The following is a 13916-nucleotide window of genomic DNA, read 5'->3' on the forward strand; positions in this document are numbered from 1 at the left end:
CAATCTCCCTTCTTAATAATAAAAGAAATCTCTATCTTTGTCAACAAATAAACAAGATATGAACACTCCTTCAAATATGTTGGCTATTGGTACAAAAGCACCGTTTTTTGAACTTCCAAATCCTTCAAAAACCAATGAAATACAGTCATTAGATGATTTGAAAGGTGAAAAAGGTACGCTGGTAGTTTTCATGTGCAACCACTGCCCTTTTGTGCTTCACATCATCGACAAGTTAAATGAACTGTACGAAGATTACAATGAACACGGGATCGAATTCATTGCCATCAATTCAAACAACGTAGAAAAATACCCTGATGATTCTCCGGAGAAGATGATTGAATTTCAGATTGACAGAAAATTTGATTTCCCATATTTATACGACGAAAGCCAGGCGATTGCCAAAGCTTACGACGCAGCCTGCACACCTGATTTTTTCTTCTTTGATGACAAATTAGACCTTATTTACAGAGGACAAATGGATGATTCAAGACCTGGAAATAACAAAGATATTACTGGCGAAGATTTGATTATTGCTTTTGAAAATCTTCTTTCTGGCGAGCCTCAGGAAGAAATTCAAAGACCTAGTATGGGATGTAATATTAAATGGAAGTAAATTTTCATTCAGAAATAAAACAAAAACCGTCAGATTATTCCGGCGGTTTTTTTTGAATTAAAAGCTTAAAGTATATCTTGAATAAATTCTCTATCTTTGGATAAATCATGATTTAACATACAAATGTTCACCAAATTAATCGGCACTCTGCTCTTTCTTTTCTTCTCTTTGAATATCAATGCTCAGTTAAAAACAAAACCATTTCGGGAACTGAAAAGCATAGATTCTATCAACTCTCAAATCAATTTTGCGTCTACAAATACATGGCATTTCATACTTTCCGACATATCAGGTGACAGTCTAACTTTAAGCAAAAAGATCAAAAATTTTAAATCTGACCAATTTGAAATTTCAGCAATTACAGAATTTGATGAATCATCTCCTGAGTATCAGGGAAAATATTATGTGACGTTTAGTGAAGAAAAAAAAATCAACTTACAAGAACTTGAAAGAGAGTATAATCATGTATCAAAATTAGCAGAGTCACTAGAACTCCCTCTTTTAGGATTTGAAGTTGAAATTTATGAACGAAACTACTTTCGTATTCCACTCACTCTCAATCGAAATTCTAACGATAGAATTATTACAGTCCAGGTATTTGATGATATAGGTAAGTCGCTGCCCTATGCAGAAGTTGGAATCTCAAGTCTGGATTTGCGCACATTAACAAATCGGTTTGGTGTAGCAGTTTTGAGTGTGGATGTCAGTAATTTGGATAGTGAAATTACCGTATTCAATTATGGTTTTCAGACAGAAAAAATCCGCCTTACAAAAGAATCTAATTTTATTGCAAAGCTCAAAAAGGATAATATTTCACATCGTAATATTGATGAAATTACCTTACAGGCTAAAAAAGTAAAATACCTGGAGAGCGGCGTAACAAGACCCAGAAAAAATGTAATGGGCTTTGTAAAATTCAGCAGTAATGAAGGAGCGGAAGTAGGCAAGATTTTTAAGAATAATAAAACTTTAAGAGTAAAATCTTTCTCTGTCTACATTGGTGCAAACTCCAGCAAACTTTTTGAGATGAAAGGACGAATTTACAGTGCACGAAACAATGCTCCGCAACACTTAATTTATGAAAAACTGGTGAGCTCTGAAATAAAATCTGGCTGGCTGAATGTAGTTTTAGAAAAACCAATTGTGCTTGAAAGTGATTTCCTTATCACTTTTCAATGGGTTGGCGAACAAATCAGCAATCCGGTTTTCTCTTTGGGAAGTGGAAAAAGCCCTTTAAACATCATCCGAAACCGAAGCCGAACAAGCTGGATAAGCACAGAGTTAAATTGGGCAATAAAAATCAAATCGATTAAAAAGTAAATCTAAATCAAATAAGGTTTTTTTTACTAATGATATCTATTATTCAGATGAGCATTTCACTCAAAGCCAAAATCCCTTCCTCCAGATCTTTTTCAGATAGCGAACCGTAGCTCAGCCTTATTCCATTGATGGTTTCCCCGAAACTGAAATGATCTGGTGTAATTATTTTAATGCCTTTTTTATCTAAATTTTGATCTGTTTCATACCAATCAATCTGCTTTTTAGGAACAATCCAGAATGCCAGTCCGCCTTCTGGAATTTCAAAATCAGCTTTGTCTTTTAAATGCTCATTCAGTAATTTTGCTGTGAAATCTCTTTTGTTTTTATAAAAATTTGTTGCTTTTTTAATGTGTCTTTTTACAGTACCATCTTTGATGAGTTGCAGAACTGCCTGCTCCATAATACTGTCACCCTGCACATCGATTATTTTTCTTAAATCAGCCACTTTCTCAATAAATGAAATATCATTGCGAACCAGATATCCAATTCGTAAAGCCGGAGCTACCACTTTACTCAAAGTTCCTATGTACACGTAGTTTTTCAGTTCAGTCAAGCTTGATAAAGGCAAAATCGGTCGGTAACCAAAACAGAATTCATTGTCATAATCATCTTCTATAATTGTGAAATTATATTCATTGGATAGCTTTACCAATTCAAGTCTCCTTTTCAGGCTTAGTGTCACTGTCGTAGGATATTGACGGTGAGGTGTTGCATAAATGGCTTTTATCTTCTTGTATTTCTTTAAATACTGAACAACCTCATCAGTTATTAATCCTTCGTGATCAACATTTACAGGCAATAATTTTGCTCCCGCAGCCTCAAAAGCTTTCCACGCAGGTTGATAACCGGGATTTTCGACCATTACAAAATCTCCATCTTTTACCAGACATTGAGCTGTAAGATACATCGCCATCTGGCTTCCACGCGTGATGCAGATTTCATTTTCGTTGGTTTGCATTGCCCGTTGATGGTTCAGCATTTGGGCAATGGTTTTCCTGAATTCTACATCTCCCAAAGGATCACCGTAGCCCATCATCTGCCATTTTCCTTTCCTGCTGAAAATTTGCCTGTAAGCCCTCGCCAACTCATCAATAGGTGCTATTTTACTGTCAGGATAGCCGTCATCAAACTGAATTCTGAATTTATTTTTCACTTTAGATTCAGAAACATCATCTTTTTTTTCATTTAAAGAATTCTGATTTTGAGAAGGTAAAATATCTGCCACAAAAGTTCCCTGTCGCTCTTTGGAAACCAGCCAGCCTTCATTTAAAAGAACATTTAAAGCTTCCACGACTGTATTTCTGTTGACTTTCAAAAGCTGAGCTAAATTTCTGCTTCCGGGCAAGGCGTCTCCGGCTTTTAACCTTCCCGAATTGATATCTTTCAGAATCGCATCGGCAATCTGGAGATAAATGGCTTTCCCGGTGTGGCTGTTCAGTTCGATTTCAAATTTCCAATCCCGCAGCATCTGGACTATCTTTTTTTATGATTTCTGTATCAGTTTGATAGTCCAAATATACAATACTTTTGTCATGCAATTAAGCAAATAACATTTAAAATTTAGAGATATGTCAGATTTAAAAACAAATCAAAACACTGGACAGAACGAACAGAAACAATTCAGTTCCAAAGATTTCCACCAAACCTTTGCAAGACCTAATTTTGTAATGCCAAGTCATTTGGTTCATAAAAATGTGGAAGATGCCGGAGTTCACAACCAGTTTTCTGAAGAGAGAAAACATCCCGTTTTTTTCGTCGATCTACCGAGCAAAAATGTGAGCATGACCATCGGCGGATTATTACCTTCCCAAAAAACCAACCGCCACCGCCACACCTACGAAACGATTTTATATGTTTTGGAAGGCAAAGGCTGGACGATGATTGAAGATCAAAAAGTAGAATGGGAAGCGGGCGACGCTGTTTACATTCCGTCATGGGCATGGCATCAGCATAAAAATTTAAGCGAAACTGAATCCGCAAGATATATTGCCTGCGAAAACGCTCCCCAACTGCAGAATCTGGGTGTTGCTCTGAGAGAAGAAGAAGGTAGAGATTAAATAATTTTTTATCTGAAATTTAATTCATTAAAAATCAAAAAATATGAATAAAGTGCCATTTAAAGGTATCATCGCCTATCCCATTACGCCATTTGATCAGCAGGAAAAAGTAGATATTCTTCTTTTTAAAAAACTGGTGGAAAGACTCGTTGTTTCAGGTTCACACGGAATTGCTCCACTCGGAAGCACGGGAGTTTTGCCTTATCTGAATGACGAAGAAAAAGAAGCTATTACAGAAGCCACCATTCAGCAGGTTGCCGGAAGAGTGCCGACTTTAGTGGGTGTTTCCAATCTTACGACTGATAAAACCATTCATCATGCAAAATTTGCAGAAAAAGCCGGAGCAGATGCCGTCATGATTATTCCGATGAGCTACTGGAAACTGACGGATGATGAAATTGTGGCTCATTACGCTGCCGTAGCTTCAAAAATTTCAATTCCAATTATGGCGTACAATAATCCTGCGACAGGCGGAATCGATATGTCTCCCGCTCTTTTAAAAAGACTGCTGGAGATTCCAAATGTCACGATGATCAAGGAAAGCACAGGCGATATTCAGCGGATGCATGAGCTCAGAAACAAATTGGGTGAGGAAGTGGCTTTTTACAACGGTTCAAATCCTTTGGCACTGGCGGCTTTTGCCGCAGGAGCTGCGGGTTGGTGTACCGCCGCACCGAATCTAATTCCGGAACTCAATATTGATCTTTACAATGCGGTTCAGAATAATGATCTGAAAACGGCTCAAGATCTATTTTATCAACAGGTAGAATTATTGAAATTCATTGTCGCTAAAGGTTTGCCGAGAGCCATCAAAGCCGGTCTGAATATTCTGGGCGAGGATAGCGGACAGTTAAGAAGTCCGTTAAAGCCTTTAACTACAGAGGAAACATCACATTTAGAAAAGATTCTTTCTGTCATCAATAACAAAGTGTATCAATCATAATTCATTTAATTTTTAAAACAAAACAACATGTCAAAAGCAGTTTTTTATCATGCCGGATGTCCGGTTTGCGTGAGTGCAGAACAGGATTTATTAAATTTAATCCCTGAAAGCAAAGTAAAAGTCGTTCATTTGGGAGACGAAAAATCAAAAGTGGCAGCAGCCGAAAAAGCCGGTGTAAAATCTGTTCCCGCCTTGGTTTTACCCAATGGAAATGTGCTTCACATCAACTTTGGAGCTTCCATTGAAGATTTGAAATAATCTTTAATAATCCCGAAACTGAGACGGTTTCGGGATTTATTTTTAATCTTTAAAGTTTATCAAATTTAATCCATCATTTTTGTATTTTTCTGATAAATCTAAGCCTCTGTAGCTCTTAAATTATTCTTCACAAACTTTTTAGTCTTCTTTGTCTGACTTTGTGTTTAAAAAAGTTTACCTCTTTCAATTTTACCACAAAATTTCTCCGTCCTCAATTTGACTACATAATTTCTTGCTTAGGCTACAATTGAAAATTGCTGATTATCCAACTTTGTATCAGTAAATATTTAAAAATAAAAATATGCAGTTACAAAAATTAACAGCACTCGTTACGGGTGCCAATACAGGAGTAGGATTTCAAATCGCCAAAGCCTTAGTAGAAGATGATTATCTTGTTTTCGTTGCCTCAAGAAGTCTTGAAAGAGCGACTACCGCTGCTGAAAGTCTTGGAGAAAACGCCGTCGCCATTGAGCTTGATGTTACAAAACAGAACACCATCGATGCTGCAGCAGAAAAGATTCGCGAGCGATATGGCAAGCTGGATCTTTTGGTGAACAATGCAGGAATTTCACATGCAGGAAAACCGGGACGCACAATGCAGGAAGTATTGGCAGCCAACAAACCGAGCATCGCACCAATGGAAGAAATGCGTACCGTCTGGGATACCAATGTTTTCGGTGTAGTATCGGTTACTCAGGCATTTTTACCACTGCTGAAAAATGCTGAAACAGCGAGAATTGTCAATGTTTCAAGCGGTTTGGGTTCACTTACTTTAAATATGAATCCTGAAAATCCTTACAGATCAGCTTATGATGTTGTGTATGGTGCTTCAAAAGCAGCGATGAATGCCATCACAGTGGCTTTTGCACTTGAGCTTGAAAACACGAATATTAAAATCAGTGCTGTGAGTCCGGGCTTTACAGCAACAGCACTCAACAATTTTGAAGGAACAGATACGGTGGAAGAAGGTTCAAAAGAACCCGTACGTGTTGCTTTGGAAAAAGACGGTGTTTCAGGATTGTTTACCGGTCCCGGACAGGAAGTTTTTCCTTGGTAATAGTATAAATCTATGACCTGCATTGCCTCATGGTTTTGCAGTTTTTTTTGCTAAATTTAAATTATGAAAAAAGAGAAGAATCTGATCAGATTTCAGTCGATTAATGAAATTCACGATGCCTGCGGTATTCCTAAACCAAAGCATCCGCTCATCAGTCTTACGCATATCGAGAAAGAAAGTTGCTACGATGTTTCGCAGTTTCCCGTTTACGACTTGCTGAATTTTTACAAGATCACACTCGTCATTAAAAATAAAGGCAGAATGCGGTACGGACAGGATTATTATGATTTTGACGAAGGCAGCATGATGTTTCTCGCACCCAATCAGCTTGTGGGAGGCACAGAATATTCAGGCAACGCAGAATATTACGTACTTCTCATTCATCCGGATTATTTACTGGGATCGCCTTTAGCCAAAAAGATAAAGCAATACGCCTATTTTTCTTACTCTGTAAATGAAGCGCTGCATCTTTCCGAAACTGAAAAAGAGACGGTAATCTCGGTTTTTAATTTTATAACAAATGAGCTTGAAAACCGAATTGACGAGTTCAGTCAGGATGTTGTTCTTGCACAGATCGAATTGCTTTTGCAGTATGCCAACCGTTTTTATAAACGACAGTTTATTACACGCAAGACCGTCAACAATGATGTTCTGGAAAAAACAGAAGAAATTCTTGAAGAGTATTTTGAAAACAGCAAAGCGCTGGAGTTGGGCGTTCCCACCGTTCAGTACATTTCAGAAAAGCTCAATATTTCTGCGGGATATTTGAGTGATCTGCTTCGAGCTTTAATTGGAAAAAACGCCAAACAGTACATTCATTACAAATTAATAGAAAAGGCTAAGGAAAAACTGTCCGCAACAGATCTTTCAGTAAGTGAAATTGCCTATGAACTGGGCTTTGAGCATTCTCAATCCTTTAGTAAATTATTTAAAACCAAAACTCAGCAGAGTCCGCTGGAATTCAGGCAGTCTTTTAATTGATCTCACAATTTCATCTTTTTTTTAAAGCCAAAAAACTAAGATATTTTATAATCAAAGCGTCCTTCAAATTCATTTTTGAAGGACTTTTTAATTTTGAGAAAATATAGATCTGAGCAATTTTACAAAGGTGTTACTGCTCCAGATAGGTTAAAAACCCATCTGATGAGGTTCTATATCATTACGAAGAGGTCGATTTCCAGTTTTTATAAGTCTAAGTTAGGTTTGGGGAAGTCATTGATGTATCCGAACATTTATTTTATCTGTCCAGTGGGGCTCCCCAATCTCTCTTTTGAGGTAAAAAACCTATACTTTGAGGAAAAAAACGTGGTAGGAGATTTCGATAACATGTCGCAACAGGTTAACCAGCGCATCCGGAGGGATAAATGACATATCAAAACCTTACCGGAATGTATCGGGATAGGTTGGCGACGTGTCGGTTGGGGCATATCAACCTCTCCTTTTAGGTAAAGAACATTGGCGGAGACGTTAGCAACGTGTCGTAACAGGTTAACCCACATATCAGAAAGGCTAATAGACATATCAAAACCTTACCAGAACGTAACCGGATAGTTTGGCGACGTGTCGGTTGGGGTTCAGAACGTCAAATCTTGCGTCAAACACGTGTCGGAGTACTTGAATGTTTAAGTTTTTTCTGAAGAATTATTCTTCATCGGTTTTTACGCAATGGTTAAAATCCGTACAAATACTTAAAAAAATCATACACAGAATTTTTAGTTTTGAATATCAAAATTCAATTATAAAAAGATGAATTTTGATAAAACATTTCTAAAAAAACTAAATCACATTAAACTAAAAACCATGAAAAATTTTGACACACCTGCTTATCAGGCAGAATCTGATTTCAAAAATCAACCCGAACTGATGGCTCAGATGCAGACTGCTTGGAGCAATTATGTGAAATACTGTACCGTAAATTCACAAATGGGAAACCCTTGGTCAAGCATCTACGATCATCCCAGAAGCTGGTATTACAATCCTTTGGAAACTCCGGTAGAGCCGTCCGGTGACAATACAGTTCCAATTCAGTGGAATGCTTTTCCCAACAGAATCAATCATTATTTCAGTTCACTTTTTGCACAGACTTTCGGACAGGCGAATGCTTCAGACAAACTTCATGAGCTTGCAGACATTGGCCCTGTGGAATTCAGCAAAAAATACAATATCGCTTTATCCGTTCCCAAAACCCCATGCGACCCTACAAGTACTGCGACAAAAGGTTTTGGCCCATCTGGTCCGAGAGGCTGGCAGGATGAATATTGCGAGTGGGCAGTGACGAGAGATGCAGCTGGTGACATTATCGCCGTAGATTTCACCCATGAAAATCCTGAATATTGGTTTCACATGTGGAAAGTTTCGCCTGATACGGTAGTTTCTCTCTACAAAGAAATTCTCAATAATGAAAATGTAAAGCTGGAAGATCTGTATCTTTTAGATTCAAAAGGAAATCCCGTGATTGTTCGTGAAACCGGACTTCCTGCTTATAATCCCATCAATAAATGGAACAGCGGTTCTTCTGCTAATGAAAACGCAGGTGGTGCTGTGCACCTTACCAGTCCGCCAAATTCTTTGGGTGCAGAGATTTATCTTGGGGCAGCAGCAACGATTTTAAGAGAAGTCAACGGAAAGATTATTACAGATGCCAACGCCTTGATTTGCGCTGCACAGTACGGTCAGATCTACAGAAACAGCGATCCCCGAATCGGGCAGAATGTGAATGCTTTGGTTTATCGTAATCAGTTGAAAATCTCGCTTACCAATCCTATCGCATTATACGGTCAGACTCCGAATTTTAATGAAATAGCAATGCCTGCTTCTGCAGATGGAATTACAGCGAAAGACTGCTACAAAATAATAAGAGGAAGCGAATCAACCACAGGATCAAGCTATTATCCCAACGGAATGATTCTTCATTCAAGATTTGAAGTTCCTGCAGATGCAAATTTTAAACTCAGCGATATTACAGTTCAGGGAAAACCTCTGAAATGGGGTTCACAGCTTGCCGATATATTTAATGTTCAGCTTGCAGGTACAGGAATAAAAGACACCCAGTCTAAACCCGAACAGTTCCCAAAAGTGGGCAGCCCGGAAACTAATTTACCAAGTGTACAGTATCTTTTAGATAATAATCTTTTGCAGGCGAGTCTTTATAATCAATTGAATACATTTTCAAATCTCACATCCTGCATCACACAGGTAGAAGCCGGAACAACAACAGGAGGAATTGCTGTATTGGCAAGTGATTCCAATCAAAATACAGGGTTTGATTTTGGCGTAGGAATTCATGTTTCAGTTATCAATTTTCAGGATCTGGGAAATGACAATCAGTTGTTTTTGGTTGAAATTTCTGTTGACGCTGATGTTTCTTTAAGCGAAAAACCACTTGCTTTATTTAATAATTCTACAGACCTGAAATTTGCGGTCTCGGGAGTTCTTGAAGTGGTCGCAAACGGTTCTCTTCCTAAAGCAAATGTTGAAGAAAATTTAAATTTACTCTCTGAAAAACAGGTTCAACAAGTTCAAAAACTACTGAAATGAAAACGAATACACTATTTTTAATGGTACTCTTTTTCATTTTATCCTCATGCGAAAAAGGAAAAAAGGGTAAACCAATGACTTCAGCTGTAGGATTTTCTTCCCCAACAGCGAACAAAATCAACTGTGGTGCGTTCTGCGATCCGCCTTCTGTGACTTACAAACTTGCAGATGATGATTGCGTACACAGCGATCAAAATGTAATGAACTGTTTTGCATGGAAAAACTTTCTTGCCTTAAACTGGAAAGCATCCGGACAGCGTGGCATTCCTGATTCCACGGCATTGGCATCAGATTACGGAATGCCGGGAGATTACAGTCCTACAGTTTGGGAAAGTTTCATGAGCAGTGATGAGGTTTTTAGTTCTCAACCGCCTGCAGCATTTAACCTTAAATCCAAAAACGGTTATGTAAAATACATCAACGAAATCAATAAATTTACAGATATTCATCCTCAGGCATCAGATCCCAAAATGAGATCAATGCTTGGCGATAATGTGAATGAGATTATGCAGGCAAAAGGAAAATGGCTGACCGATCAGGAAGGAAATATCGTTTGGTACGAGATCAGAATGAACACTATTGAAAGTGATTTTATCCGAAAAAACAAACTGTACAACACGGATAATTTAAATGCTTATGCCGCAAAAAACCAAGGCGTCTGGCTTCCCATGGAATCTATTGAGATCAAGGCAGCCTGGCGTGTGATTCCCGACAATCAGCTGGATTCTCTGAAGAACTTTTATAAAATATCTAAAGCAATGGTTCCCGAAATCAAAGGTTTCGATAAAAACCAGCAACCAATTTACGGGAAATATACTCAGAAATATCTGGGACTGGTAGGTCTTCATATCATCAGAAAAACCGATCAGTCGCCTCAGTTTTCATGGATGACTTTTGAGCACGTGAACAATGCCCCAACGGAAGGAAAAGTAGATCCGAAAATGAAATATACTTTCTACAATCAAAACAGTAAATCTACGCCAAATCAGTCGCCGGAGCCGGGTAAGGATAGTCTGAATACTCCTGTTCAAGTGGTAAGAATTGCTCAGAATGAAATTTCTGCAGATATACAGAATCTGAATGCTCAGGTTCAGGACATGATACGGGCCAGCAACCCGAAGTCGGTGTGGCAATATTATCAACTGGTGAATGTACAGTGGCCTCAAAATCCGGTTGACGACTCGGCTAACAATAAAAAAGCACCTTTATCTGATGGCGGAATCATTCCTCACAACATCGCCAATGTAACCATGGAAACTTACATTCAGGGAACTCAATGTATGGATTGCCACAAAGGCGCATCAACAGGAGCTCAAAAATACCCTACCGATTATAGTTTTATGTTTTTAAAAGCCAAATCGGGAAAGTAATTTACGCAAAAGGAGAATATTCCATCCATAAATAGTTGTTTTATTAATGATGCGGGCAGATATCAAATGGTATCTGCCCGTTTTTTCATTTTTAGTCTAAAACTAACCTCCTTTCTTAAAATTAAAATGATTGATCAAAATTCTGATTTCATTAAACTCAAAATCCGACGGCAGCGCAGATTTCCATTCGTTGAGGGTTTCGTGCGGGTTTTTGTAAAATTCATCTTCAAATTTTTTAATTTTATCTGAAGTAATCACTCTCGTAATATCCAAAAGACCATTTTCTGCATATTTTGCGAGATGGCCGATCACGGTTTCTTTTACCAGACCTCTTTCCATGGCAATCTGAGAAATGGTTTTTCCCTGCTCGAATAACTGGAAAGTTAAAACCTGAGAAGGAACTTTCGCAATCTGCATCGTCACTTCCTTATCATTTTTTTCATCTAAAAGTTTGGTTTCCAGTAAATGAATTTCCCTTAAACTGTTGAGGTATTCTTCTATATCTTCGAGCCAGTTTCTGAGGTCGTCGTTGTATTGTTTTAAGCCTTTTGCACCTTTAATTTCAGAATAAAAATCCTTCATCGGATCAAAAATTTTATTCCTAGTTTCAGTAAAAAAGAAATTAACAGCGCCTTTGGTTTTGCTTTCAATTTCAGTCCATTCTTCTTCTCCTGAAATAAAACTGGCGATTTTTTGGTTTAAAATACGGTCAAGTTTCTCAAAAATTTTGATGAGGTTCAGAGTATCGTGCTTCAGTTCCTGATACAGTTTTTTTGCCTTGAGATGGTCAATACTTTTTGTAACAATAGAACGGTTGTTCCAGTCTTCAACTTCTTTTAAAAACCAATGGCAATCTAATGTTCTGAGTACTTTTTTGATGCTGTAATCGTATTTTTCCTTGTGAATAATGGTTTCCACATGATCGTTGGCGTGCGTATCTCCCTGAAATTTGAGGATTCTGTTGTCTTTAAAAATAACTTCAGGCGTAATTTTAGATTTTAAAACTATTCCTTCCAAAGTACGGCAACGCGAAAGAGCAACGTAAACCTGTCCTGCTGTAAAACTTTTTCCGGCATCAATAATCACTTTGTCAAACGTCAAACCCTGACTTTTATGAATGGTAACCGCCCAAGCCAGTTTTATTGGAAACTGTTCGAAGCTCCCCAAAACTTCTTCTTTGATATTTTTTTCGCTGTCGAGAAAGTATTTTTTTTGTTCCCAGACTTCTCTTTTTACAGTAATTTCTCTTTCAGAACCTTCCAGAACAACCTTGATTTCCTTTTCATCCAAAGACGAAATTTCGCCTAACTTTCCGTTGTAATATTTTTTTTCACCAGAAATATCATTTCGGATAAACATGACCTGAGCGCCAATTTTTAAATCTAAAAACTGCTCATTCGGATATTGGTTTTCTTTGAATTCACCAAAAAGTTTGGCTTCATAAGTTGTGCCGTCGTGTTTCAGTTCCTGCAGTTTTTCCTGATTGATATCGTCTGCCATTTTGTTGTGTGAGCACAGATAAACATAGGGCTGGTCTCCGGAATCAAAAAGCGGATCGTATCTTTTATTTAATTCTTCAAAATTAATATTCGCAACATCGCCGTCGCGGATGGCATTTAAAATTTCAAGAAAATCTTCGTCGGTCTGTCTGTAAACCTTCGTCAGTTCAATCGTCAGTAACGGGATTTGTTTGATGGCCAAACTGTCAAAAAAGAATGGTGAATTATAGAACATTTTTAAGACATACTCGTCTCTCACAACAGGTGGAAGCTGATACAAATCTCCGATGAAAAGCATCTGTACACCTCCGAAAGGTGAGGCGTTTCTTCTGATAAAACGTAGTGAATGATCCATCATATCCAAAACATCGGCTCTCAGCATCGAAACCTCATCGATAATGATTACTTCTACTTCACGCAGGAGTTTTAATTTATCTTTTCTATATTTGAAATGTTGTTGAAGATCAAAAATATTATTGGCAAGATTGGTATCTATTCTGTCGGTGGTCGGCAAAAAAGTCCGCAGCGGAAGGCCGAACATAGAATGTACGGTTACTCCGCCGGCATTGATGGCGGCGATGCCTGTGGGTGCCACAACGATGTGTTTTTTTCGGGTGCGTTTTACAAAATCATTCAGGAAGGTAGTTTTTCCCGTTCCTGCTTTTCCTGTTAAAAATACGCTTCTGTTGGTATGCTCAATTAATTCAAAAAAATGATCTTTCATCGTGTTCAAAATTACAAAAATGTTGCGAAGGCATACACTTTGATTTCGTTTAAAAAAATGATATAATGAAAATAAGTTTAATAAAAATAATTTCAGTCTGCGTATTTTCTCTGACAATTACGGCTTGTAAAACTGCTGCTCCGGATCCGGAAACACTCCCAAAAGATATTGCTGAAAGACCTGCTGACGCTGAAAGCAGAAAATATGATCAGGCACAGCTTGATATTTTAAAATCAGCCATAGACGCAGAAATTGAAAAAGAAAAATGTACAGATCCAAAAGAATGGGCATTTGCTCCAATAGGTGCCAAAGCCTGTGGCGGACCGTATTCTTACATTGCCTATCCTAAGAAAAATGAGGAATCTATTTTGGCAAAACTTGAAAATTTCAAAAACAGAATGATCGCTCACAATAAAAAATACGAACTCGTTTCTGACTGTATGCTGCCGGCAGAGCCGGTTTCCATCAGATGTGAGGCGGGGAAAGCTGTTTTGGTCTATCCTTAGGGAAGAGCCAAGGAAAAAGTAAAAAGAGCCAA

The 13916-nt window shown here is 38.0% G+C and carries 12 protein-coding genes; 10 read left to right on the top strand and 2 right to left on the bottom strand.

The annotated features are described in order from the left end of the window. Nucleotides 1-58 precede the first annotated feature (58 nt). Together AC2A1G_RS18080 and AC2A1G_RS18085 are read left to right on the top strand one after the other, a co-directional pair. On the top strand, nucleotides 59-613 hold the full coding sequence (locus tag AC2A1G_RS18080) for a thioredoxin family protein (protein WP_484048294.1): 555 nt from the start codon (nucleotides 59-61) through the stop codon (nucleotides 611-613). Nucleotides 614-736: 123 nt separating this feature from the next. Next, entirely contained in the window at nucleotides 737-1933 is a 1197-nt protein-coding gene (locus tag AC2A1G_RS18085) for a hypothetical protein (RefSeq protein ID WP_484048295.1), read from the top strand. Between the two features lie 43 nt (nucleotides 1934-1976). On the opposite strand, the gene pdxR is transcribed toward AC2A1G_RS18085, so the two are convergent. Continuing rightward, a complete protein-coding gene (pdxR, locus tag AC2A1G_RS18090) occupies nucleotides 1977-3401 on the bottom strand; it encodes a MocR-like pyridoxine biosynthesis transcription factor PdxR (RefSeq protein ID WP_484048296.1) in 1425 nt (474 codons plus the stop codon). A 100-nt stretch (nucleotides 3402-3501) separates the two neighbouring features. Here pdxR and AC2A1G_RS18095 point away from each other — a divergent pair, with 100 nt between their 5' ends. The 7 genes from AC2A1G_RS18095 (at nucleotide 3502) to AC2A1G_RS18125 (ending at nucleotide 11155) form a co-directional block, all read left to right on the top strand. Beyond that, nucleotides 3502-3990, top strand: a complete 489-nt coding sequence (locus tag AC2A1G_RS18095; protein WP_484048297.1) for a cupin domain-containing protein — start codon at nucleotides 3502-3504, stop codon at nucleotides 3988-3990. A 43-nt stretch (nucleotides 3991-4033) separates the two neighbouring features. Then, on the top strand, nucleotides 4034-4933 hold the full coding sequence (locus tag AC2A1G_RS18100) for a dihydrodipicolinate synthase family protein (RefSeq protein ID WP_484048298.1): 900 nt from the start codon (nucleotides 4034-4036) through the stop codon (nucleotides 4931-4933). 27 nt (nucleotides 4934-4960) lie between these two features. Continuing rightward, entirely contained in the window at nucleotides 4961-5191 is a 231-nt protein-coding gene (locus tag AC2A1G_RS18105; protein ID WP_484048299.1) for a thioredoxin family protein, read from the top strand. A gap of 301 nt (nucleotides 5192-5492) precedes the next feature. After that, a complete protein-coding gene (locus AC2A1G_RS18110; RefSeq protein WP_484048300.1) occupies nucleotides 5493-6248 on the top strand; it encodes an SDR family NAD(P)-dependent oxidoreductase in 756 nt (251 codons plus the stop codon). A gap of 63 nt (nucleotides 6249-6311) precedes the next feature. After that, nucleotides 6312-7229 (top strand): helix-turn-helix domain-containing protein, encoded by a 918-nt coding sequence (locus AC2A1G_RS18115; RefSeq protein ID WP_484048301.1) that lies wholly within the window; start codon nucleotides 6312-6314, stop codon nucleotides 7227-7229. Between the two features lie 819 nt (nucleotides 7230-8048). Beyond that, the gene (locus tag AC2A1G_RS18120) at nucleotides 8049-9785 is read left to right on the top strand and encodes a hypothetical protein (protein WP_484048302.1); all 1737 of its coding nucleotides are present in this window, start codon (nucleotides 8049-8051) and stop codon (nucleotides 9783-9785) included. Next, nucleotides 9782-11155 (top strand): hypothetical protein, encoded by a 1374-nt coding sequence (locus AC2A1G_RS18125; protein ID WP_484048303.1) that lies wholly within the window; start codon nucleotides 9782-9784, stop codon nucleotides 11153-11155. Before AC2A1G_RS18120 ends, AC2A1G_RS18125 begins: the two co-directional genes overlap by 4 nt. A 102-nt stretch (nucleotides 11156-11257) precedes the next feature. Here AC2A1G_RS18125 and AC2A1G_RS18130 read toward each other — a convergent pair whose 3' ends face one another. Continuing rightward, nucleotides 11258-13378 (bottom strand): helix-turn-helix domain-containing protein, encoded by a 2121-nt coding sequence (locus AC2A1G_RS18130; RefSeq protein ID WP_484048304.1) that lies wholly within the window; start codon nucleotides 13376-13378, stop codon nucleotides 11258-11260. A gap of 65 nt (nucleotides 13379-13443) precedes the next feature. Between AC2A1G_RS18130 and AC2A1G_RS18135 the strand changes: the two genes are divergently transcribed. Further along, nucleotides 13444-13884 (top strand): hypothetical protein, encoded by a 441-nt coding sequence (locus AC2A1G_RS18135; RefSeq protein WP_484048305.1) that lies wholly within the window; start codon nucleotides 13444-13446, stop codon nucleotides 13882-13884. The last annotated feature ends 32 nt before the right edge of the window (nucleotides 13885-13916 follow it).

The sequence above is a fragment of the Chryseobacterium sp. HNCC26DJ240 genome, assembly GCF_057180485.1.

Bases quoted from the DNA above. Each gene is read 5' to 3' on its own strand.
- AC2A1G_RS18080 (WP_484048294.1), top strand. From the start codon at position 59: ATGAACACTCCTTCAAATATGTTGGCTATTGGTACAAAAGCACCGTTT.
- AC2A1G_RS18085 (WP_484048295.1), top strand. From the start codon at position 737: ATGTTCACCAAATTAATCGGCACTCTGCTCTTTCTTTTCTTCTCTTTG.
- pdxR (WP_484048296.1), bottom strand. From the start codon at position 3,401: ATGCTGCGGGATTGGAAATTTGAAATCGAACTGAACAGCCACACCGGG.
- AC2A1G_RS18095 (WP_484048297.1), top strand. From the start codon at position 3,502: ATGTCAGATTTAAAAACAAATCAAAACACTGGACAGAACGAACAGAAA.
- AC2A1G_RS18100 (WP_484048298.1), top strand. From the start codon at position 4,034: ATGAATAAAGTGCCATTTAAAGGTATCATCGCCTATCCCATTACGCCA.
- AC2A1G_RS18105 (WP_484048299.1), top strand. From the start codon at position 4,961: ATGTCAAAAGCAGTTTTTTATCATGCCGGATGTCCGGTTTGCGTGAGT.
- AC2A1G_RS18110 (WP_484048300.1), top strand. From the start codon at position 5,493: ATGCAGTTACAAAAATTAACAGCACTCGTTACGGGTGCCAATACAGGA.
- AC2A1G_RS18115 (WP_484048301.1), top strand. From the start codon at position 6,312: ATGAAAAAAGAGAAGAATCTGATCAGATTTCAGTCGATTAATGAAATT.
- AC2A1G_RS18120 (WP_484048302.1), top strand. From the start codon at position 8,049: ATGAAAAATTTTGACACACCTGCTTATCAGGCAGAATCTGATTTCAAA.
- AC2A1G_RS18125 (WP_484048303.1), top strand. From the start codon at position 9,782: ATGAAAACGAATACACTATTTTTAATGGTACTCTTTTTCATTTTATCC.
- AC2A1G_RS18130 (WP_484048304.1), bottom strand. From the start codon at position 13,378: ATGAAAGATCATTTTTTTGAATTAATTGAGCATACCAACAGAAGCGTA.
- AC2A1G_RS18135 (WP_484048305.1), top strand. From the start codon at position 13,444: ATGAAAATAAGTTTAATAAAAATAATTTCAGTCTGCGTATTTTCTCTG.